Annotated in this window: 20 protein-coding genes and 1 pseudogene; 3 read left to right on the top strand and 18 right to left on the bottom strand. The window is 57.1% G+C overall.

Annotation, left to right across the window (positions count from 1 at the left end):
• The 9 genes from GOB83_RS11795 to GOB83_RS11760 form a co-directional block, all read right to left on the bottom strand.
• Positions 1-3264, bottom strand: coding sequence for an efflux RND transporter permease subunit (locus tag GOB83_RS11795; protein WP_165926205.1), 3264 nt, complete (start codon positions 3262-3264; stop codon positions 1-3).
• Between the two features lie 110 nt (positions 3265-3374).
• A complete protein-coding gene (locus GOB83_RS11790; RefSeq protein WP_086640265.1) occupies positions 3375-3875 on the bottom strand; it encodes a Fur family transcriptional regulator in 501 nt (166 codons plus the stop codon).
• A 56-nt stretch (positions 3876-3931) separates the two neighbouring features.
• Positions 3932-4747 carry an energy transducer TonB family protein gene (locus GOB83_RS11785; RefSeq protein WP_165926204.1) on the bottom strand — a complete coding sequence of 272 codons (816 nt, stop codon included), beginning with the start codon at positions 4745-4747 and terminating at the stop codon, positions 3932-3934.
• A 53-nt stretch (positions 4748-4800) separates the two neighbouring features.
• Positions 4801-5289: a TonB system transport protein ExbD gene (gene exbD, locus GOB83_RS11780; RefSeq protein ID WP_165926203.1), complete on the bottom strand. Its 489-nt coding sequence runs from the start codon at positions 5287-5289 to the stop codon at positions 4801-4803.
• A 5-nt stretch (positions 5290-5294) separates the two neighbouring features.
• The gene (exbB, locus tag GOB83_RS11775) at positions 5295-6044 is read right to left on the bottom strand and encodes a tonB-system energizer ExbB (RefSeq protein ID WP_165926222.1); all 750 of its coding nucleotides are present in this window, start codon (positions 6042-6044) and stop codon (positions 5295-5297) included.
• Positions 6041-6292: a hypothetical protein gene (locus GOB83_RS15290; protein ID WP_373321604.1), complete on the bottom strand. Its 252-nt coding sequence runs from the start codon at positions 6290-6292 to the stop codon at positions 6041-6043. The genes exbB and GOB83_RS15290 overlap by 4 nt, the downstream gene beginning before the upstream one ends.
• Positions 6289-7086, bottom strand: coding sequence for a PepSY-associated TM helix domain-containing protein (locus GOB83_RS11770; RefSeq protein ID WP_338420632.1), 798 nt, complete (start codon positions 7084-7086; stop codon positions 6289-6291). The genes GOB83_RS15290 and GOB83_RS11770 overlap by 4 nt, the downstream gene beginning before the upstream one ends.
• Positions 7086-7532: a ribbon-helix-helix protein, CopG family gene (locus GOB83_RS11765; RefSeq protein WP_165926201.1), complete on the bottom strand. Its 447-nt coding sequence runs from the start codon at positions 7530-7532 to the stop codon at positions 7086-7088. The genes GOB83_RS11770 and GOB83_RS11765 overlap by 1 nt, the downstream gene beginning before the upstream one ends.
• 7 nt (positions 7533-7539) lie before the next feature.
• Positions 7540-9540 (bottom strand): conjugal transfer protein TraG, encoded by a 2001-nt coding sequence (locus GOB83_RS11760; RefSeq protein ID WP_165926200.1) that lies wholly within the window; start codon positions 9538-9540, stop codon positions 7540-7542.
• A 173-nt stretch (positions 9541-9713) separates the two neighbouring features.
• On the opposite strand from GOB83_RS11760, the gene GOB83_RS11755 reads away from it, so the two are divergent.
• Positions 9714-9887 carry a hypothetical protein gene (locus GOB83_RS11755; protein ID WP_165926199.1) on the top strand — a complete coding sequence of 58 codons (174 nt, stop codon included), beginning with the start codon at positions 9714-9716 and terminating at the stop codon, positions 9885-9887.
• A gap of 96 nt (positions 9888-9983) precedes the next feature.
• On the opposite strand, the gene GOB83_RS11750 is transcribed toward GOB83_RS11755, so the two are convergent.
• Entirely contained in the window at positions 9984-10811 is an 828-nt protein-coding gene (locus tag GOB83_RS11750; protein ID WP_165926198.1) for an abortive infection family protein, read from the bottom strand.
• A 213-nt stretch (positions 10812-11024) separates the two neighbouring features.
• Here GOB83_RS11750 and GOB83_RS11745 point away from each other — a divergent pair, with 213 nt between their 5' ends.
• Entirely contained in the window at positions 11025-11279 is a 255-nt protein-coding gene (locus tag GOB83_RS11745; RefSeq protein ID WP_165926197.1) for a type II toxin-antitoxin system Phd/YefM family antitoxin, read from the top strand.
• Positions 11279-11707 carry a type II toxin-antitoxin system VapC family toxin gene (locus tag GOB83_RS11740; protein WP_019092489.1) on the top strand — a complete coding sequence of 143 codons (429 nt, stop codon included), beginning with the start codon at positions 11279-11281 and terminating at the stop codon, positions 11705-11707. The genes GOB83_RS11745 and GOB83_RS11740 overlap by 1 nt, the downstream gene beginning before the upstream one ends.
• A gap of 13 nt (positions 11708-11720) precedes the next feature.
• Here GOB83_RS11740 and GOB83_RS11735 read toward each other — a convergent pair whose 3' ends face one another.
• The 8 genes and pseudogenes from GOB83_RS11735 to GOB83_RS11700 all read right to left on the bottom strand — a co-directional run bounded on the left by GOB83_RS11735 (position 11721) and on the right by GOB83_RS11700 (position 22253).
• A complete protein-coding gene (locus tag GOB83_RS11735) occupies positions 11721-13460 on the bottom strand; it encodes a relaxase/mobilization nuclease domain-containing protein (protein ID WP_165926221.1) in 1740 nt (579 codons plus the stop codon).
• A 282-nt stretch (positions 13461-13742) separates the two neighbouring features.
• Complete coding sequence (locus GOB83_RS11730) at positions 13743-14420, bottom strand: lytic transglycosylase domain-containing protein (protein ID WP_242005846.1); 678 nt, start codon at positions 14418-14420, stop codon at positions 13743-13745.
• Positions 14421-14463: 43 nt separating this feature from the next.
• Entirely contained in the window at positions 14464-14664 is a 201-nt protein-coding gene (locus tag GOB83_RS11725; RefSeq protein WP_242005847.1) for a DUF736 domain-containing protein, read from the bottom strand.
• 59 nt (positions 14665-14723) lie between these two features.
• A pseudogene (locus tag GOB83_RS11720) lies at positions 14724-16167 on the bottom strand (ParB N-terminal domain-containing protein); the annotation flags it as partial.
• 148 nt (positions 16168-16315) lie between these two features.
• Positions 16316-16753 (bottom strand): IS66 family transposase, encoded by a 438-nt coding sequence (locus tag GOB83_RS15285; RefSeq protein WP_408737445.1) that lies wholly within the window; start codon positions 16751-16753, stop codon positions 16316-16318.
• Between the two features lie 267 nt (positions 16754-17020).
• Positions 17021-18103 (bottom strand): hypothetical protein, encoded by a 1083-nt coding sequence (locus tag GOB83_RS11710; protein ID WP_165926194.1) that lies wholly within the window; start codon positions 18101-18103, stop codon positions 17021-17023.
• Between the two features lie 33 nt (positions 18104-18136).
• Entirely contained in the window at positions 18137-20143 is a 2007-nt protein-coding gene (locus GOB83_RS11705; RefSeq protein WP_165926193.1) for a hypothetical protein, read from the bottom strand.
• Positions 20133-22253: a hypothetical protein gene (locus GOB83_RS11700; RefSeq protein WP_165926192.1), complete on the bottom strand. Its 2121-nt coding sequence runs from the start codon at positions 22251-22253 to the stop codon at positions 20133-20135. The genes GOB83_RS11705 and GOB83_RS11700 overlap by 11 nt, the downstream gene beginning before the upstream one ends.
• Positions 22254-22526: the final 273 nt, after the last annotated feature.

Here is a 22526-nt window from a genome sequence, read left to right as displayed (position 1 = left end):
CTATGGATATTTTCGCGCCGGGCGCTTTGTTCGGATGAAGGAGAGGAAAGCCGCCGCCTTTTCTACCAACAGATAAAGCGCGGGCGTGGTGAACATGGTCTGGGCCTGACTGACGAGCAGGCCACCGATCAGCGCGATGCCTAGAGGCTGGCGCAGTTCCATGCCGTAGCCCCCCATCAGCACCAGCGGCAGCGCGCCAAGAGCGGCAGCAAAGGTGGTCATGACGATGGGCCGCAGCCGCAGCAGACAGGCCTCGCGGATGGCGTCCCGTGGCGTCATGCCGCGTTCGCGCTCGGCATGGATGGCGAAATCCACCAGCAGGATGGCGTTCTTCAGCGAGATGCCGGTGAGCAGCAGCATGGCGATCACCGCCATGCCCGAGAACGGCAGCCCGAACAGGTCGAGCGCCATGACAGCCCCGATCCCGGCCGAGGGGATGGTGGAGAGAATGGTCAGCGGGTGCCACACGCTTTCATACAGCATGCCCAGTGTCAGATAGACGGCCAGCACAGCAGCGACGATCAGAATCTCGCTGTCATGGGTGCTTTTGCCGACGTCTCCTTCATCACTCTGCAGTTCACCGTTGATGGTCTCCGGGAGATGAAGATTGCGCCACTCCTGATCGATGATCGCCTGCGCCTGTGACAGGCTAACCCCGGACGCCAGCTCCAGCGCCAGCGAGGCGGAACTGGCGTAACCGATATGGGTGACCGCCACCGGGTCGAGACTGGGGGTAATCCGGGCGACCACCGACAATGGCACCAGAGTTTCCGCCCCGGTCGCCACAGCCGAACCCGTGGAAGTGTTGGCTCCGCCCGCCAGCGAATTGGCGATCTGGTTCCGAAACGCCGTCGCACTAGTCGACGCCGTGGTGCTGGCTGTCGCCGATGTCACCACCCGGATGGTGTTCGACGCCGAACTGCCCGAGGCGGAGCCGCCCGAGGGGCTGATCCAGAACTGTTTCAGGATCTCCGGATCGCGCTGGAAACGGTTTTCCACCGTCAGCACCACGTTGTATTGCCCGTGTGTCGTGTAGACGACCGAGGCCGTGGTCTGGCCCAGCGCGTCGGAGAGGGTGTTGCCGATCACCTGTGGCGTGACCCCGACACGGGCGGCAGTATCGCGGTCGATCGCCAGCGTGATGCCCTGTCCCGGTGGATCGACATCGGGATCCACATCCGTGAACTCCGGATGGTGGCGTAGGGCTTTTGCCAGTTTCCGTGTTGCCGGTTCCAGCAGCCGGTCATCTTCGCTGCGCAGGATGTAGCTGATTCCGCTGCTGTTCGAGCCGACCCGCATCATGATGTTGCCGGGCGCCTGCGCGTGATATTCGGCGTGAATGTCTTTCCCCATCCGGGCCACGACGCGGGCGGCCACGTCTGTTCCCGAGGCCCGCCCGGTGGACAGGTTGCGCAGGGTTGCGAACACCATGCCGTGGCTGGAGCCTTCGCCGGTATCGAGATAGGCGATGACGTGGCTGACGGCGGGATCCTCCAGCAGCACCCTGCTGAACCGCCCCAGCCGCTCTTTTGTCTGGGCCAGAGAACTGCCGCTGCCGCGCGACCCGCCCGAGACAATGCCGATATCCTGACGCGGGAACACGACCTTTGGCATACGCAGAAACAGAAAACCGGTCGCCAGCAGGGTCAGCGGCAGCAGCAGTGCCGTCTTGCCGGGGTGGGTCAGGCAGACTCCCAACGTGCGACGATACAGACTGCCGCTGTGTTTTTCATGATCCAGAAAATCTGCGACATCCACTTCTGGATGCACGGCGGTTCTGTTTTCGGCAAAGCGCATGCACAGCGCCGTCAGACACGGTGTGACCACGCAGGACAGGACCAGCGACACCGTCACGGCGACCCCCACCGTCCCGGCAAACTCCCGGAACAGCCGTCCCGTCAGCCCAGACGCCAGCCCGATCGGCAGGAACACCGCCAGCACCGAGACGGTGATGGACAGCAGCGTAAAGGCCACCTCGCTGGCCCCGGCAATGGCGGCCTCGTCAACGGACAGACCGCGCTCACGCATGCGGATGATGTTCTCGATCACCACAATGGCGTCATCCACCACCAGACCCGTCACCACCGTCAGCGCCATGAGCGAGAGATTGTCGAGCCCGAACCCCGCCAGATGCATCGGCCCGAGGCTGGCGATCAGGCAGCACGGCACGATGATCGCCGCTGCGATGGAGGCGGTCCATGAGCGCAGGAACACCCAGACCACGACCAGCGCCAGAATGCAGGCCGCCAGCAACGTCACCAGCGTATGGTGCAGGGAGGACCGGATCACCGCCGAGCCATCCCGCGCCACGGCGATATCCGCGCCGGGTGGCATCAGTGTCCGCAACTGTGGGAGGCGGGCCTTCACCGCATCGACAATGCCGACCAGATTGGCTCCCGGCTGGGCGCGCACCATCAGGGTCAGAGCCGGTTTGCCGTCAAAGAACGCGGCGGCGTTCACGTCCTGCATGCTGTCCGTGACGGTCGCCACGTCACGCAGGAGGATGGGTCGTCCGTTCTTGTAGGCGATGACCATATTGCGATAGGCATCGGCGTGCTCGGCCTGATCGTTGACGGAAAGCTGGTAGCGCTGACCAGCCGTATCGATCACACCTTTCGGTGTATGCGCATTGGCCGAAGCCAGCGCTGCGCGCAGGTTTTCGAACCCCATGCCGTATTTGAAGAACAGCAGCGGGTTCATCTCCACCCGCACGGCGGGCGCGGAACTGCCCATGAGCGTCACATCGCCCACACCCGGCACCTGCAGCAGCATCGGCCGCAGGGTGGTGTTCACCAGGTCATACAGGTGGGACATGGGTTGCATGCCCGGTGTCACTGCAAGGATCAGCACCGGCGTCGCGTTGGGATTGGCGCGATGATAGCTCGGGTCCGATCCCGGCGTCGTTGGCAGATCGTGCCGCGCGGCCCGGATCGCCGCTTCCACGTCCCGCGCCGCGCCGTTGAGATCACGGCCCAGTTCAAACCCCAGCGAGATGGTGGTCTCGCCCCGCGTGGAGGTGGACTGCATCTGTGTCACACCCGCGATATTGCCCAGATGCCGTTCCAGCGGGGCGGCCACCGTGCGGGCCATGACCTCGGGCGATCCACCGGCGTTGGAGGCGGAAACCGAGATCACCGGCAGGTCCACATCGGGCAGGTCGGAAACCGGCAGACGGGGCAGCGCCATCAGCCCGGACAGCACGGCGGAAAGCAGCAGCAGCGTTGTCGCCACCGGGCGATGGACGAACCAGGCGATGAATTTCAAGGAAGATGTCCCGTCCCTGCGGGAGGGCTCACTCTATAAGACGATCGATGCGGGTGTTTTTTCAAAGGAGCACGAAAAAATATTCGCCTTCTTCAGCGGGCTTTCAAATCCTACCCGGCTGACGACGTGACCGTGATGGCCGCACCCTGCACAGCCAGTCCATGCTCGGCGGCCACCCGGCGCAGCAGGGTCGCCACTTCCGGTGCGTGACAGGCGATCTTCCGTCCCGTCCCCGCCTCCACAAAGGTAATCGCGAGCGCTGCCCTCGGCTCCGGAGCCACACTGTAGAGCCATTGCCGGTCGGGCGTGACATCACGGCGCAGGATGCCCCGCTCCAGAAACAGATTCAGATTGCGCTGGATCGACCCCTGTGAGGGAACGTGTCCCTGCTCCATGATCCGGCCGAGCGTTTTCCAGATTTCCACCGCCGTCGCACGTGGCCCGGCTTCCAGAATGCCATGAAACAGGATGCGCCGCAGATCGGTCATTTTGATGCCGACCTCCTCGCTCCGTTCTTCCAGGCTGCGCACGGCGCTGCGGCTGGCGCCCATGCCGGGGCGAATTTCATTCAGGGACGGTGAAGAACGGCGATGTTCGGAGAAGGCGAGCACGGGTTTGATCCTGTCACGATCAGAGAAAGGGAATGGGAGCCAGAACGGAAAAAATATCAGTTTCCGCCAGCGTGGATGTAAAACTCGACGGGCACGGTCAGGGTGATGGGATCACCCGCGACACTGTCCGGCGGGATGGGCAGCGGCTGAGCACGTTTGGGTAGAGCAATGGCTTCCTGATCCAGCAGCGGATGGCCGGAAGAGCTGGCGAGTGTCACCGAAAGCACATGACCCTTGCGGTCCATGGAGAAGGTCACCGTTGGCACCCCTTCCTGATGATCGGCCATGGCGTCGGACGGATAGCGCTTGAACTTTTCAAGCTGCGCCAGCAAAGCCCCCTGCCAGGTCACCGGATCGTGCGAGGCTTTTGAGGACGATGCACCCGGTGCAGGTGCTGCCTGTGTGGGCGCGGGCGGCGCTTCCGAAGAAGGCGGTGCCGTCGTCGCCTCGGCCGGTGGCGTCTTGTCCGGGATCGGCTTTTTGAGCATCGGCACCGGCTTATGTTTCTTTACCAGCTTCTTTGGCTTTTCGGGCTTGGGCACCGGGATTGGCGGATTGGGCGCAGGTGAAGGTGGCGCCGTGATCTTGGGCGGTTCGACCGGGGCCGGATCCGGAATGGACTGGGTCTGCTGCGGTCCTGGCGGCAGATCGGTGGGCGGGGTCGGTGTGGAGACCGGTTCCGGGGCCATATCGATGGCGATCGCAGCCGGGGGCGGTTCAGGCACGGCCATAACCGGTGGCGGCAGGCGCTTGATCCACCAGACCGCCCCGCCACTAACCGCCAGCACGGCGAGGAAGGACAGGCTCCAGCGCAGTGCGTCCTCACGCCGGGACTGCCGCAACTGCCCGCGCTGCCAGTCGGCAAAGGACATGGAGGAGCTTTCGACAGCCTAACCCTGCCCCGGCACCATGTCCGCGGTGCCGCTCACGGTGTTTTTCCAGATGCTGGCGCAGCAGCGTTGCCGGACGGTACAGGCGTGGAGCCGGCTTCACTGCCTTCTTCCTGTCCCTGCAGGTTGACCAGTGCGACCTTGAGGTATCCGGCGGTGCGCAGCTTATCCATCACGCCCATCAACGTGCCGTAATCGACCGTCTTGTCGGCGCGCAGGAAAATGCGTTCGTCCTTGTTGCCCTTGGTCGCACTTTCCAGCGCGCCGGGAAGCGCGTCGGTACTGATGTCATCCTCGCCCAGAGCCAGACCATGATCGGCCTTAACGGTGAGAAATACCGGATCATCCGGACGCGGTGTGGGCTTTTCGGTCGAGGACGGCAGGTCCACCGGCACGTTCACCGTGGTCAGCGGAGCCGTGACCATGAAGATCACCAGCAGCACCAGCATCACGTCGATGAACGGCGTGACGTTGATCTCGCTCGCCTCATGTGGGTTCTCATCAGTATGACGGATGCGGATCATGCCGCTTACTCCCCGGCAACCGAGCGGCTGTCGCGCGATGCGCCAAGTCGCACCACCTGTCCGCTGGCGGTCAGGGCCTGCATGCGCCCGAGATCACGCGAGACCAGTCGCATGACCAGCGCGGTCAGATCAGCCACCTGCGCGCGGCAGGAAGCCGTCTGGCGGGCGAGATGGTTGTAGATCACCACCGCCGGGATGGCGGCCACCAGACCGAGGGCTGTCGCCAGCAGGGCCTCGGCGATGCCGGGAGCCACGACGGCAAGACTGGTCGCCTTGCTGGCCGCGATGCCGGTGAACGAGGTCATGATGCCCCAGACCGTGCCGAACAGACCGATGAAGGGCGAGGTCGCGCCAATGGTCGCCAGCACGCCCGTGCCACGCATGAGCCTGCGGCCTTCGGCGGCTTCCAGCCGTTCGAGATGCAGGACAACACGCTCCTTCAGGCCCTCGCTGTCATCGGGAATGTCGGCTGAGCGCTTGCGTTCGGTCTCGGCGGCCATGACCAGCGTGTGGGCAATGGAGGACGAGCCGCGTGTCCACTCTTCCCCCAGATCCAGTGTGTTCGCCTCTTCCAGTGCTTTCTCTGCTTTGGTCAGCTTTACCCGCACGCGCAGCAGTTCGACCGATTTGGCGATGAAGATCGTCCAGGTCAGCAAAGAGGCCACAGCCAGCAGGATCATCACGCAGCGAACAACCGGGCCAGCATTGAGGAACATCTCCCACGGAGAAAAGGAGATAGGAGCAAGATCGGTCATGAGAGACCTCCTTTGGAAGACGGTCGGCTCCATGCCCGGATCAGGCAGACGACAGTCACAATGAGGGGGATGGAAAGAGCCGCCCACGACAGGAGCAACCAGATGCCGTGCTGGCCCAGCAGAGCAGAGAGCAGGCCGAAAGTGGTAAGCAGACCCAATGCGATCGGCCACGGCCAGACAGCAACCGGAGCACGCGACGGAGATGCTGCAAAGGATGATTGGGGCGTTTCGGGTCGTAAGGCGTTCATCGCGCGCTCTCCCCTGTCAGGGCAGAAACAGGCGCATCATCCAGATCATACCCCAGTGCCCGCAGCCGGGCATCGGTGGCGATCTTCCGCTTACCCGCCCACAGCACCAGACCGCTGACCAGCACTCCGATCGCAACGATATCGAGCAGCGCCCACAGGATACGCAGCGGCATACCGCCATAATCGCCAAAATGCAGCGGGCGGGAGATTTCGAGGAAGCGCAGATACCAGGGCATCGGATACGCTCCAGTCAGCTCCCCCGTGCGGGCATCGACCAGAACCGGGGTAAACAGGCGGGCGCGCAACGGTGTCGCGCCTCGTGTCCACAGCACGTAATGCACCGGGCTGCCGAAGGACGCACCGGGGAAGGACAGGCCCGTCACCTCGTTACCGGGAGCTGCTTTGGCCGCCGTGTCGAATGCGGCCTGCACGGAAGACAGATGATTCTGCGACGGTACGGGCAGGTTGGCGTAGGGACGCAAAATCTGCCGCACGTCCGTCACACGCCACAGGCCGAACAGCGGTGTCTGGAGTTCGTTGACCAGTCCCGTAAAGCCCACCACCGTCGCCCAGACCAGTGTGGCGGCCCCCAGCAGGTTATGCAGGTCCAGCCATGTCAGGCGCGAGGCCCGATCCCGCCGGACCGAGCCGAACGGCAGCCGCTTCATGAACCGGCCATACAGAACCGCGCCGGAGATCAGGGAGGCTACGAAGACGCCGCCCATGAGGCCAAGAAACAGGCGACCAGGTAGATAGGGAAACGCAGGGCAAAAATACTTGCAGGGTGCGGAAATTACGAATCCGGTTCATCCTGTATGGCAGGATCGGAAACGTCGTCTGGAATTTCCTGCTGGAGTCTCGGTCCCTGGGCCAGCCTGCGACCGAGGGCCGCGACAAAATTATCGTAACGCGCCCCGGCCTGCGCCCGTGCTGCCCTGGCGGCCGGTTCAGGCAAGGGCGGCGTCGTGGTGAGCCAGAAGCGGATGAACAGCGCCAGCGTCTCGACCGTGATTCCTATATCGCGTTCCAGCCGCGCAAGACGCCGGTCCTGCCGGTCGAGACGTTTCGATGTCGCCGCCTCGCGGCGCTCCTCCCCGTCGGGCGAGAGGAAGGAGGCGACAGCGGCCTCCACGATCAGGGACATCGGCTGCCCGCGTCGCGCGGCATAGGCGGAGAGGGTCTTCATCACATCAGGGTCGAGATAGACGGAAATCTGGGCTTTCTTTTTTGCCATCGCCATACCTACCTCACAGTTCCAGCTCATCACCACGGTCGAGTGACGCCTGTCGGGCGACACCGCGCATGAGATCGTTCATCCGGTTATTACGGGGCGCGATGTCGTCGAATTCATCGGTCGGATCGGGTGCGAATTCATTTTCCATCGGCTCCTTCTTCTCGACTGCTCCCTCACCCAGTTCCGGCTGGCGACGTCGGGCAGACTGCTTCGGGTCTTCCTCTTCATCCTCCATGGCTACCGCCCCTGCTCCCGCATCCGGCGTGGGCGGTGTGGGCGGAAGAGGGTGGTTGCTCCAGTCATCCGGACAGCCGTCCTTGGGACGTGTAGGCTTCGGCTGCGGCAGAATGCGTTCCTGAAAGCGCACATCCTCGAAATAACGGGCCTTCTTCGCGCGGATCGGGTAGAGGCCTGAGACCATGACAATCTCCTCGGACGGAGAAAGCTGCATGATCTCGCCCGCTGTCAGGAGCGGGCGCGCGGTCTCCGAGCGCGAGACCATCAGATGCCCCAGCCAGGGAGACAGCCGGTGCCCGGCGTAGTTCTTCATCGCCTTCATCTCGGTGGCGGTGCCGAGCGCATCCGACACACGTTTCGCCGTGCGTTCGTCATTGGTGGCGAAACTCACCCGGACATGACAGTTGTCGAGGATTGAATTGTTCGGCCCGTAGGCCCGCTCGATCTGGTTGAGAGACTGAGCGATCAGGAAGCTCTTGATCCGGTAGCCCGCCATGAAGGCCAGCGCCGATTCAAAGAAATCCAGCCGCCCGAGTGCCGGGAATTCATCGAGCATCAGCAGGAGCCGCCGGCGCTGTGCCGCTGCATCGAGATCTTCCGTCAGCCGACGGCCGATCTGGTTCAGCACCAGACGGATCAGCGGTTTGGTACGGCTGATATCCGAAGGCGGCACGGTCAGGTAAAGCGTCACCGGGCGATCCCCACCAACGATATCGGCAATGCGCCATTCGCAGCGCCGCGTCACCTCCGCCACCACCGGATCACGGTACAGGCCGAGGAAGGACATGGCGGTGGACAGTACGCCCGAGCGTTCATTTGGCGATTTGTTCAGCAGCTCGCGCGCGGCCGAGGCCACAACAGGATGTGGTCCCTTCTCCCCAAGATGGTGTGTCCGCATCATTACTGACAGCGTGGTGGCGATCGGGCGCTTCGGGTCTGACAGGAAATTGGCGACACCGGCCAGGGTCTTGTCCGGCTCGGCATAGAGGACATGCAGGATGGCGCCGACCAGCAGGGAGTGCGAGGTCTTCTCCCAGTGGTTGCGCTTCTCCAGACTACCCTCCGGGTCTACCAGAATATCGGCGACGTTCTGAGCGTCCCGGACTTCCCACTCTCCACGCCGGATTTCCAGCAAGGGGTTGTAGGCTGAGGAGGCTGCATTGGTTGGGTCAAACAGCACGACGCGACCAAAACGGGCGCGAAATCCGGCCGTCAGTTCCCAGTTCTCGCCCTTGATGTCATGGACAATGGCTGAGCCGGGCCAGGTCAGAAGTGTGGGGATGACCATACCGACACCCTTGCCGCTGCGCGTCGGTGCGAAGGTCAGGACATGCTCCGGCCCGTCATGGCGCAGATAGGTTTTGCGATAACGACCCAGCACCACCCCGTCCGGGTCGAGCAGGCCGGCTTTCGCGATTTCATCCGGCTCCGCCCAGCGCGCCGATCCATAGGTCTCGATCTTCCTGGCCTCGCGGGCGCGATGGACGGACAGCGCCACGGCGGCGGCAAAGGCCAGCACACCGCCGGACCCTGCGATCCAGGCCCCGCGCGCGAAGACGTTCGGGGCATAGGCATCGAAGACATACCACCACCAGAAGAACAGTGGTGGCGCATAGACCGGCCATCGATGAAACAGCACGAACCAGGGCCGCCCCAGTTCAGGCTGAAAGGCCAGTTCCCATGCCGTCCACTGGGTCGCCGCCCACCAGGACAGGACAATCAGGGACAGGACCAGCGCAATCTGGCCCCAGAGAATTTGTGTTCCTGGCTGTTGCATTGCTCCCTCCGATAATTCGGAGAAACAGCGGACAGCCTTCATTTCAGGGGATGCAAGCACCTTATCGTCCCGATCGTACCCGGTCGGTCAGAAGCGAAAAAATACTTGCATGGTGCGGTGAACGCCTGAATTCTTCAGGAATGTGCATAGAACTTGCATCAGGGAGTCGGAGCTTGACCAAGCCAGTCATCCATGCGGTCATCATCCATGCAAAATGGGAAGTCATGACGACTGTTGCGCGTCGGGATATCGAGAAAGACCAGCAGAAACTTATGTGCGTGATCAAGGCTGTGAACGACGTATACGCGCAACTTGGCTTTCTGAGCGACGAGTTCTCGAACCTGTAACACACAGGTTCAGTTCGCCATTATTCCGATCACATAGGGTCTACGGGAATACAGTTATCTGCTGATATTTAACACAGATTTGTGTCGTCCTTAGAATTACTCAAAAAGTTCCAATACATATGCACAAACCGTATGTGCTGAATGAATTGCGAGCCTTGCATGACGTGGCTTAATCGTAATATTCCGCAATTGTTCTTCAGACCTTCCATGCGCACCGCTTTTAGCATTACGCAGATGTGCGATACCATCAACGATACTGTACAGACCTGATGCAATTCTCTTCAGATCTTTATTATCCCAGTCGGCTGGCCTCAGTCCGATCACGTCTGCTGCCGACTTCCAGAGTTCTGCAAGTGTATCAGTTGTATTATAGGCCTTTTGTTTGTGATCAAGATACGCCTTAAGCACAGCCTCAAGAACATTCCCGGCATATTGGGCTGCGGCATGCGGATCTTGTTCGATCTGCGTAAGTGCCCTCTGAATCTCGATATCAACAGATTTGAGTCCATATTTCTTGACGCTCTCATCAAGCGATAGGGTCGATACGGCACCTCCTTTAACGATATTGCCACCCCGAACATATGTCAGCCCTTCGCGTGTCAGGGTCTCGCGGATACGATCTTTTTCTGCCGCCAGCTTCGCAACATGGTCATCAGTGGAACTCAGCCAGAACGTATTTCCAGGTGACTGTTTTTCCAAAAAATCATCTAATATGGAGCCGAGAATTTTCAGCGGTTCATTGCACCTTGAATTAATCTGTCTCAGCCATGCCTGAACTTTCGTCGCCTTGCTTCCGTCTGGGATTGGCTCTGGAGCACCCGAGAATAGAAACAACGCATCTATTTCAGCCTGAGTATAACGATCAGGGAAAATCTGACTTAACAACCCAATAATGCTGGTAGGTATTTTTTCTATCACATTCACAGTGTTAATTACTTTTCCGTTTTGTTTTTAATCGGGAGAAAATGCGACCACAAATTTAACCTATATTTCCCTTTTCTGCCAGCATCTGCGCCGGGCTGGCGGCCCGCATGGCAGGATACCTATGCATGGCCCAAACGGACGAGCATTGAATTTACTGGCCTCCCCGCCCCAAATGTAGTAACGTGACTACATATATGATATGGAGGCGATGACATGAGCATCACCACACTTTCAAGCCGCGAGTTTAACCAGGATACCAGCCGAGCCAAAAAGGCGGCAGCCGATGGACCGGTATTCATCACCGACAGGGGCAGGACTGCCCATGTCCTGCTCAGCATTGAGGAATACCGCCGTCTGACGCACCATCCGCGCAAGATTGCGGACGCCCTGGCGATGCCGGACGCGGCGGACATCGCATTCGATCCGCCTCGCGCCAATATCACGCTCCGCCCGGCCGATTTTTCCTGATGTTCCTGCTGGACACGAACGTCGTTTCAGAACTGAGAAAAATCCGCGCCGGGAAGGCCGACCCGAACGTGGCGCTCTGGGCCGACAGTGTGGAGGCGGACGATCTGTATCTCTCCGCCATCACCGTCATGGAACTGGAAACCGGCATCCTGCGCGTGGAGCGTCGCGACGGAGCCACCGGCACGATCCTGCGGACCTGGCTGGAACAGCATGTCCTTCCAGCGTTCGAAGGGCGTATTTTTCCCGTCGATACGTCCGTGGCCCTGCGCTGCGCCCGGCTCCATGTCCCCGATCCCCGTTCAGAACGCGATGCGCTCATCGCCGCGACCGCGCTGGTCCATGGCAAGACGGTCGTGACCCGCAACGTCGCGGATTTCCTGCCATGCGGCGTTCCCCTGCTCAACCCGTGGGAACCCCAGCCGGACTGACAGGAGTGCTGGTTCACAAACCCAGCCCTCTGTTCCGGGTGAAGCTCCAGTCGATCCCGCCATCGCCGCGCGCAACCCCGGACACGTGCCTGCCCTGCTGCTTCTCCAGCGAGGGCGTCCAGGGCACAAGCTGGAACTGGAGCCCGTCGTCGATCATCGCATAGCGACCCGAAGCCAGCACCATGCGTTGACGATAGGTGCCCGTGACATACTCCCCCGATGCCGACTGGCTGAATGTCCGGCCTGTCTCGCTGGCCAGCCGCTCTCCGACCTCGTGGACCTCCCGGTCCCTGAGTTTGCCGATCAGATTGCGTGCAAGGACTATTCCCTGTGCGCGGCGCTCGGCGAGCCCCTGCTCGATCAGTTGCTCGGCGCGCCGCTCCATCGCCTCACGCACCTCTGCGCCAAAACCCGCCTGCCCCAATGCGACAGGATCACGCGCCACCGCCTGCCGGTCGAGCCAGGTGGCCCCGCGCGCCGTTACCTGATTCTCGATCGACAGGTCAGAGCGCACGGCCAGAGCCACACGACGTTGCCCCTTCCTGTCATCGAAGGCGCGCAATTCGACCACCGAACCCAGTGCCCCGTCCCCTGTGGCGTCAAGATCGGGGAAACGGACATGATGCGTGCGACCGTCCACGCCGTCGATGACGGCATAGGCGGTGCCTTTCAGTTCGTCATCCAGACCCCGATCGACCAGCCTGCCGATCACCGGCACGTCGAGGCTCTCGCCCGCCAGCACATAGCTCGACGTGCTCCGCTCAATGCCGCGCCCGGCCAGGGAGCGGTGAATGCGTTTGATGATATCACCGCGCTCACCGAGTTCGCGCAACATCGCCTCGGCGGACTCATCCAGCGTCCATTGCCCTGCTCCGACCTGATGGGCGAGACCGAGCCCTTCCAACCGGCGCAGGCGTCCAACCTTCAGGGCCTCGAACGGATCAGGCTGCCGATCCGGCGCTGGCGCCATGTCGATGATGCCGTTACGGCCAGCATCACGCTGGAGCTGCCGGTCAACCTGGGTCCAGTATTCGGCATCAACCTGACGTTCCAGGGCGCGCTGAATTTCGATGTCGTTGCGCTGCCCAAGTTCCTGCGTCACCAGATCCTGGGCGCGGGCGCGCAACCCGTCTTTGATGTAATCGCGGGAGATCACGAGGTCGCTGCCATCCTCGGCTACGCCGCGCACGAGGATATGGACATGAGGATGCCGGGTGTTCCAGTGATCCACCCCCACCCAGTCCAGTTTCGTGCCGAGGTCTTTTTCCATCTGCCCGACCAGTTCACGGGCATAGCCCTTGAGGTCAGCCATGTCGGGCGCGTCCTCGGGCGAGACGATGAAACGGAAATGATGACGGTCGTCCTCGCAGCGTTCGGCGAACGCCTTCGGATCGGCATCGTCAATGCCGGGGCCGAAGAGCCGCGCCTTTTCACCATCCTTCGTCACCCCCTCCCGGCGCAGGTAACGCAGATGGGCGGCGAGCGGCGCCTTGCGCCCGCTATGACGAACGACACGGGCCTTGACGGTGACACGGCGGGCACGGCTGGTCAGCAGACGGTTTGCCCTCGCTGCCGCAACACAGCCACGCCCAAAGGACGAACGGGAACTGCCACCGTTGCGGCCCGATCGGAACCCACCACCTCCGGCCCGCTGGGCCGAGGCGAGGGCCTGGGCGACAAAGGGTTTGAGCCGTTGGGCACGCGGCGAGCGGATGCGACCCAGACGGGGCCGGAAGTCATTCTCGCGCGCCATCACTGCCTCCAATGTGCGAAAAATCCCGATGCAACAAGGGAATACGGGGTCGGCAAACATTGCCGGTAAAGGCGGAACATTGTCGGAAGGAAGAAAAAACACAGGAAAACCAACACCCCAACCGAGGCGCAATGTGCGCCCTTTTATCTCGCCTCTCATTCCCCATGCCCCAGAGCGCCTGTTTCCCCCTGCCAGCACCCGATCCGCGATGCTGGCCCCTGCTCCGATCGCCCGGCGCGAACCACCGCAAACCGGCTGGGGAAATGATGCCTGGACGCGCATTCATGGCCGTGCTCCCGATGCGGAAGAGACAACGAACAACCCATCGGAAATCGGCCTGACAAGCGCAAGATCATGCGCGAGGATGTCACGCCGAACACCATTCGATGGCGATTTCATTGCAGCCGGAGCGCCCTTCCCCGTGTTGTCCGACTGCACGGCGAAAAGCGGCGCATCGGTCCGGAACAGCGGGTCGGGATGCGAAACCGGCAGCAATGGATCTGCACCGCCCTGACCGATCAGAGGCAGCAGCCCGGCGACATAGACGAGCGTTTCGGGCGGCAGCGGACGATGCCGATCACGGTAACCCTCATAGCGCCCCGGCCCGGCATTATAGGCCGCCAGAAAGCCCGGCGCACCGTAGCGATCGAGCATCTCGCGCAGGAATGCAGCGCCTGCGAGGATGTTGTCATGCACGTCAAACGGGTCGCTTCCCAGCCCGTAACGGATACGCAGATCGTTCCAGGTTGCAGGCATGATCTGCATGAGTCCCCGCGCACCCTTTGCAGAAATTGCGCCGGTATCGCCCGCACTTTCTGCACCCATGACGGCCCGTATCCATCCAGCAGGGATGTCGAAGCGCCGCACAGCCTCTGCAATGGAAGCTGCATAAGGATCAGCATCGTCCGCCACCGAAACCGGTACACCCTGCGCGTGAAGAGCGGCTCCGGGAACGCCCATCGACGTGATGGCGACAGCGAGAAGAACCGTGCATCGCATGGCCTTACTCTCCGCGTTCGACCCGTTTTGACGGGCGCGTCCAGTTCAGCACCCAGACCGCACGCTCTCCACCGGCACGGAAGAGATTGGCACGGATCGGTTGTGCAAAGGCGGGGTCGTCGAGGGCCACCGCCACGTAGTCGCGCGCTTTCTCACCGGTGCGTTTCCATCCGGCTCCGACCTCGGGACCATCGGCGTCAATCAGGTGAACGCGGTAATCCGGTGCATGTCCGGCATCGGAAAAATCGGCCGGAATGAGGACAATACCAGCGTATGCAGGAATTCAGTCAGGGCAATGTGCGGATTGCTGGCGAACGCATCCCGCAGGGCCAGCGTGCGCCACGCCGTCAGTTCGGTGAGAAGCCGGTCGGGTAACGGCTTGATCCCGTCTTCTTCTTCGGGCTCAACGTCGGAAACGGTAGTATCGCCCACCCCGTCCTCATCACCATCGCCTGCGATATCTTCGTCGTACCGATCATGCGGATGATGACCATATTCATCGGTCTCTTCAGGCTCAGCCGGCATGTCCTCAGGCAGCACGAAGCCCCGCTCCACCTGCAATGTGCCATCGCTGGCGAGACTGACGAAGGCCCCTGCCCGCGCCATGTCGGCAGGATCGAACGCCAGAGGCCGTTCCCTCCAGGGCAAGGATCGCCTGTTCAATCCCGCCCAGCCGTGCATCGACCTCGTCAGGGTATTCATCGGCCTGGGCATATTCAGCCTCAATGGCTTCCTGCTCAGCACGTAGGGCTTCGAGACGGGCGGTTTCTTCATCAGAGAGTGGCACTTCCGTGCCATCAATTTCCGCGAACTGCCGTGTGTGCCCCCATGGAAACGACAGGGCCGTCTCGACCCATTTCCAGCCCTCGGCACGGATGTCTTCGGCGGCAGCGTGCAGTTTTTCCATGACCAGCCGGTCCAGAATGGCCGGATCCTGCAACCAGCCGCCATCATCGGCCTCGAACAGGTCGCGCATGATAGCACCACTGGCGGCGAGATAGGCGTCCAGACCGACAAACCGCGCACGGGCGTCCGAGGCCCGCACCGTTTTTTCCGTCAGCATGCGACGGATGACGTAGGGTTCGCGATTATGACTCTGGGCCACGATCTCCCAGACCTGCTCCTGGCGGGTATGGTCATCGCTGATGGAAAAGGCCATCAGCTGCTCCAGTCGCATGCCATCCTGCTCATAAACATCGAGCAATTTGTCCGATACGGTCATCAGGCGCAGGCGCTGTTTGACAACAGCAGGTGTCACGAAGAACGCGGCGGCGATTTCCTCTTCGGACATGCCTTTTTCCAGCATGTCACGGAAGGCGCGAAACTGGTCCAGCGGATGCAGGGCCAGCCGCTGGACGTTCTCGGCTAAAGAATCATCCTCGGCAAGAATGGCCGATCCGGCCTCGCGCACCACGCAGGGCACGGGGGCCGTCTTCGCCAGTTTCTTCTGCTTCACCAGCAGTTCGAGCGCGCGAAAGCGCCGTCCGCCGGCTGGGACTTCATAAGTGCCGGTCTCGGCCCCTTCGCCATCAAGCACGGGACGGACATTCAGGCTCTGCAGCAGTCCGCGGCGCTCGATGTCACGGGCCAGTTCCTCGATCGACAGGCCGGATTTCACACGCCGCACGTTGGACTGGGACAGAACCAGCCGGTTGAACGGGATGTCGCGGGACGAACTCAGGGTGATTTTGGGAATAGCGGTCGCCATGGCGAAAAACTCCATGACAGGCGGACAGGAGACTCTCTCCTACCCTCTCAACCCGTCACGAAAATCCGCGCAGCCCTCTGACTCTGACTGCTACACCGAGACTGATCTGCTCCCGAAGGTTGGAAGAAATGAACCGGTCATCGCCGTCTCACGCAAGAGTGGGGAGGCGCTCACGCTTACGGTTTGTGATGCCCCGGGCGAGATCGAACGCCCTTCCCAGCCAGAGCCTGAACCGGAAAGGCAGAGCGTCCGAACCGTGCTCGTGGGCGAAAGCCGTGTCGCGGGCCAGGTGCGCCAGACACGTCTGATGCCGCTCGCCGTGCTTCTGCTGCGCCGCATAGCGATCCGAAATCCAGACCGCTGGCACATGGCTGCCCATCATGTCGTTCACGACACGAGCCGCGCGAGACGGGTCGGGCTGATGCACGACCCCGTCCGCACAATGGAAGACCCAATGGTAGGCATTCGTCCCTTCGATGCGAACGCCGGTCTCGTTGCTGGCGACGACGCGGGCGCAGCGCAGGATCGCCCGGGCCTTCGAAGCCTCGTGCCCGAACCGGGCGTGAGAACGGAGGAATATGTTCATCAACACGCCCTCGCTCACATCGAGCCCGAACGCATCGCAGAACATCCCGCGCAGACGCGCGTTTTCCCGCTTTTCCTTCTTGTCGGTGGATGGGGCATGGACGACGTATGCGAGGTCTTCGCCGGACGCTGAGGCCGCAGCGCCAACTCGATCAATTGCTCTTTGCTGAGCTGCTGCAAATCACCGCGATCCATCCCCGCATGGATTCAGAAATTCCCCCTCCTCGCAAGGGGATGGGTAATTACGGAGTGAGTGCCTTATTTTCACTCAATGCTGAAGCAGTTCCACTACTTCCAATACCCCATTTCCACAGGCCACAAAAAGTGTGATAATTAATAAAACCATCAAAACCATTTTATGCGATTGAGCATTACGATGTACGCCCGCAAGTTCATTTTTTAATATTAAAAGTTCTTTCTCAGCATTTCTCCCTGATATTTGCAAATTGGACAAAATTAATTTCTCACCATTCTTGATATCATCAAAATAATACTGTAACTTTTTTGACGAAGACATCAATAAATTTAATTGATTATCCAATACTTCTTGAATAATTTTAGAATTGCTTTGCAAATCTATCTTAATTTTCTCTTGTATCTCGGCCGTTTGGCGATTATTCTCCTCCACCTGATCAATATGCCGATTAATGAAGTTTTTAAGATAACTTTGGCATTCATCAACCACCTCTTTAAATCGTTGCGCAACAACCTCTGGAATCTTCTCAACCTCGCAGGTTACTTTTGAAGAAAGGTCTTTATTACTCTGCAAACACTGATCAAATGACGTTAGCATCTCCAAATGTTTTTGTTGCCTTTTCTCTGCTAGCTTATGCAAATCTCTTTCCAAAGCTTCAAAAAGAACCTGTATTCTGGCTTCCATAGCCTTATGAGTGTGAGGCAAACGGTCTATTTGACCTGAAAGCAACATCGTTTTTTCAGCAACAAGAGTGTCAACATCTTCTTTTAACTCATGAGTAATCTTCTTTATTTGATCAGGAGTTTTTTGTACATACTCATCAAATTGATTCAAGTATTTCTCTAAAATGACTATTTTAGCGTCATGAAGACTATCAACTTTTTTTTCTAACTCCTCGACAGAATCCTCAAGTGAGTCCTCAATGTAATTTCGTAATTTTTCTACAGCACTCTGAACCGTATCAGGTACAGCACTTAGACGATCACCAAATACCGTCGAAATTTCTTGTATTTTATTAAAAATTCTTTCTAATTTTTCCCGCTCATCTTTATATTCCCCAATAGGGCTCCGTAATACTTTTTTTAGGAGAGCTTCAATTTCCTGCTCTTTTTTCTCAATATCATTATTTGAAGGGAATTTTTTAGGCTGCAGCATGATTGCCTCTTTTGTTAGAAATAATCTTAACAACTATTGATGAAATAGTTTTTCTTCAATAACAGAACGACTGTATTTTAGATTCTGAGCGTAGCACAGACTCAGCAAAGACATTCCTGCTCCTTCGGCCGTATAAACCGTCTCATAAGCACTACTCACCGCTTTGAAATATTCATTCAGAAAGAAAGAATGCATATTATCCGTTTTTTCTTTCGTCTCCACCCATTCAGCGTCAATCTGCTTTTTCTGTGCCAGACTCTCCTCAAACTGCTGCTGTAATAATGCTAGTTCCAACTCCCTCTTAGAATTCTGTATCCCAAGTATCCTCACATCACTCTCTGTGTGATCCTTCCTTTTTCGAATTTTTTCCTCAAAACGCTTTTGCTCTACATCCAGAGCTTGACGAATAATTTCCTTAAGCTTAGCCGCAGAATTTCTGTAAGCAGACATGAACATGCGGCAATCTTGTTGATAGCTTTCATCGGACCAATAAGAATTTATCCAATATTCATCCAATTTATTCATAAAATCTTGGAAATTATTTAAAATAAACAATCTCCCATCATGCAAAAGGTCTTCAGCAGAAGGAAGAACATCAAAAAAATGTGCGCATGTTTTGTCAATTATTGAGTTTCCAGATTCAAATATTTCACGAGACTCATATAACCAAGAATTGTACTGAAAAATCATCCAAGGTAACAGCGCCTTCTCATCTTCAGGCTTCTCTTCCCTTTTCTCTATCGTGTGCAGTGTCGTGAACTTCTTCAGATCAGAAACAGACCATTGTTTTTTCTGTAGCAGATCAAACATCGCTTTCTGGTCAAGTTCTTGGCGTTTTTTATAATCCACCCAAAATAAGCTGATCAGGCCATCTTTTTTTGATAAAGACTGTACCGCACCCAGCTTTTCCTCATAGAGCTTCACTTGGCTTTTAACTTCTTTTAACCTCTCATTGAAACTCGCTATGATTTTCCTACTACTCTCTACTTTTTTTCTAACGGTATTTATCTCATCATTAAGCACTTTAGAGCGTTCTTCATAAAAGGCCTCCGCACAACCTTGGCTGTCCAATACGCTAAGAAGATAATTAAGCGGATCATCCGCCTGTGCGATATCATCGTAGAGGCGCTTAAACTCTTGTTGGATCATTTCATCCAGAGCCGGCGTATCTTTCCTAAGATTAGATTCTTGCCAAGAGGTCCCAAATTCCAAGGGATAATAAAGGTCCTCCTTTTTGGCTCTTTCAGGCAATGCCCCAAAAGTCCCAATCTGAGCAATCAACTCTTGCTGATACGCCTTAATGTTCCCCTGCTTCTTTTTGACTGTTTTACGCACTGTTTCTGGCGTGAAAGAATAAGTCGTAACAACACGAAAACGACTAGGGATGTGTGTCCAATGCTGTATTTCTGGAACGCCCTCCAACCCCTTAAAAAAGAAGCCGAGATCGTCCGCCTTGGAAACAAGAAGGGTCAACGTCGCAATCGGAACAAATTTACGACTAATAGCCCGCACATATTCCTTCTCTTGCGCATTATCAGCCTCAATCCCGGGAAGGTCTAGAATGCGAATCACTTTCTGTAATTTTTCCCCTTCTCGCTGTTTGAAATAACTTAAAGGGATATTAATCGTGCAATAATCATCAGAGGCCTCAATCATCCCTTCCATCATTGAACGGCGCAACTGCTCTAGCTCATTGGCCATTCCTTCATCAGAAGAGGCTGTTATGTGCCTCCCTTGCCAAGAGAGAGACCATTTTTCATCCTTACTCCGCCGATATTGCGTTGCTACTGCTGTAGACGATTCGCCTTTCGACCGTTTGCCGCGCAAAGTCTTCCCCACTCGCGCTTGCCCATCTTCGGAAAGTTGGAGCATTGTGAGGATAAGCGTTGTCTTCCCCACCTGCGTCGGCCCATAGAGAACGACAAAAGCCTCCCCCGCCGGTTTACGAAGCTGCTCGCGCACCTCAAGAGGAAGCCCTGCGCAATAAGCGTCATACGCTCTATGCGCCCAATCGAAGCTCAAAGAAGCATCATGCGACATGAAGGTCTGTACTCAACTCTTCATGCAGTTGCTCACGCAGTTCCTGAGCGATCGCAACACTACGAAAGGCACGATCTTTTTTTCCAATTTTATTTGAAATTTTATACCTTTTTTGTAACTGCGTACGAAAATTTTCACGCGTTGTTTCCATTAGTTCCGCATAACTCTCCATATAAAGATCAAAACGACTTTGCTTGAAGCCTTCGAACATTTCCAACGCTGTCACTCGGTTAGCGCGGTCCGTAGCTTTTGCGTCCTGCACCAATTGTGCTCCCAAATACCCTGCCGCGAATATACCCCCAGCAGCAAGTGTCAAAGGGCCACCAGCCAATATGGCAGAGCCCGCAGCCTCTGCCCCCACAGTTCCAACGATCGCGCCCAACAATCCCCCTCGAAAAGATGGGCTCTTTGTCCCTAGATTTTTTGTGAAATCATTTAAAATTCTGTGCGCATTCGTTGCTTGTTCAGTCGCATCGCCCAAATTATCAGCAATATGCCGCACCACATTTATAGAAGAAACACTACGTTCACCTGTCCACCCATCAACAGAACCGCGAATTTCTTTTTGGAGCGGCTCAAATTGACTTAGCTCTAGTGCAAAATTGGTCGCCAACGCTGGAAGAGCCTCCACAGCTTGCTCTAGTCCCTCAATTTTCCCGACCTTCTGTTCATCGTTCTTATAAAGAGTTATTAGAGCAAAAGAGGGAGTGCCTTCCTTGTCAGGATCACCACCTTTCTCATAGGAGAGTAGCCCCCGACCAATATCATTGGCACTTCCCCCCAAAACGCTGCGCAATCTCCCACGTACAGCCTGGCTGACTGCCTGCCCTAACGGTTTATTCCGCTCAGCTTCATTCACATTTTTTTTGACAATATCTTGCAACTCTAAAAGCTGTTTCGTATCACTTCTGAAGAAATTGACGACATTACGAACCATCCCTTCGTGGCCATCAGCAAGATTTTTTAGAACAGCCTCCTGAACCCCTGCTGCACTATCCTCGATCGCGTTACGAATATCTCTTTCATAGCGGCGCCGGAATTTTTTCTCCGCTTCATCAAATGTTTCCATGAGCTTTTCGACCCATTTCTCAGAAGGATCATCAACCTCATTTATTAACACTTGGTCGCTTACATCTCGCTTAATTCCGGCCAGGGCTGTACGTAGGTCGCTATTAATAAGCTTAGCAAGCGTAAGGCTACGTGCGTTGCCGCTCCCGCGCCCTTCTCCCCCAACAAAATTTTTCGCTGTATCTTTAAACGTGTCCTGCCATTTTTTCATATAAGCAGGGTCGTCTTTCGACCCACTACACACGACACGGTTACTTTCTATACTAAAGATTTTAGAAGCCCTTTCTCGTAGCTCCTGACAAGCTTCCTCGCTTTTATCTTCTGTTCTCGTAACCACCACGATAGGCCGCATACCGTCTAGGTGGTTCATGCTCGTGTCACGGATAAGTGTTGCCTGATCACCGGCAAGGCGCTTCTCATCCGTCACGATAACCGCCCCATACGCATTGGCAGCCACTGCGCTCATTGTGTCCTGCCAAGACTGACTGTCTCCGTCGCTCTTCTCATACCCCGGGAGCAACACCCATCCACGATCTTTCCCCAAGTTGAATCGTGGCGGCAGACGAAGTTCTAACATCACCTCACCTGCATTATTATCACGATCGGCAGCCGCGCGGCAGAACTCAGCTTGTGCAGCCTCTAACGTATTATATTTTTCTCTCAGCGTGATGTCTTTGAGAGTCCTATTGCCGTCAGCATCCTTGGTAAAAATTTTAATAATACCCTCTATTTGACCCTCTAAATGCTCCGTAATAAGAATAGGATGCTTCTCCCCCCGGCCTTGGTTAGCTTGGAACCATTTGGCGTCTTCATCACTCAGACCATAAAGATTTTTAATGAGAGTTGTCTTACCTGCCCCTTGCGTGCCCGAAATAGCTAAAAGAGCTCGTTCTCCTAAAGCCTTCTGAAGCAGAATACGTCGAATAGCGGGCTTAAGTTTATTATCGCACTCCTCCTCATTCAAATAAGGATGGCACGAACCCATTACATTCATAAGCGAATGTATAAGATTATCGAGTAAGGATAAGCGTATAGATGACATAATAAGCTCCTCTTAGAAAATTACAGCCTTATCGCAGAATGCTCGTTGTATTTTTAAGACTGCAAATTACAAATTTTCTTTCGATTAAAGGTAATTTTTCTATAATTTTATCCTGAAATTGAAAGAATTCAGCCTGTTTTTAAACTAACCTGAGTTTTGTAAACATGCAGCCTACATAGTTCTGGAGAAAGACAAGAGCGATCATTCACGCTGGTCTGCTATGATAATCGCTGCCACGCTTGATATTATGGTTCACCCTTGATTGATGCGAGC

Origin of the sequence: Acetobacter fabarum (assembly GCF_011516925.1) — a bacterium.
In the GTDB taxonomy this organism is placed as follows: domain Bacteria; phylum Pseudomonadota; class Alphaproteobacteria; order Acetobacterales; family Acetobacteraceae; genus Acetobacter; species Acetobacter fabarum.
This window is presented reverse-complemented; position numbering and strand designations above follow the sequence as displayed.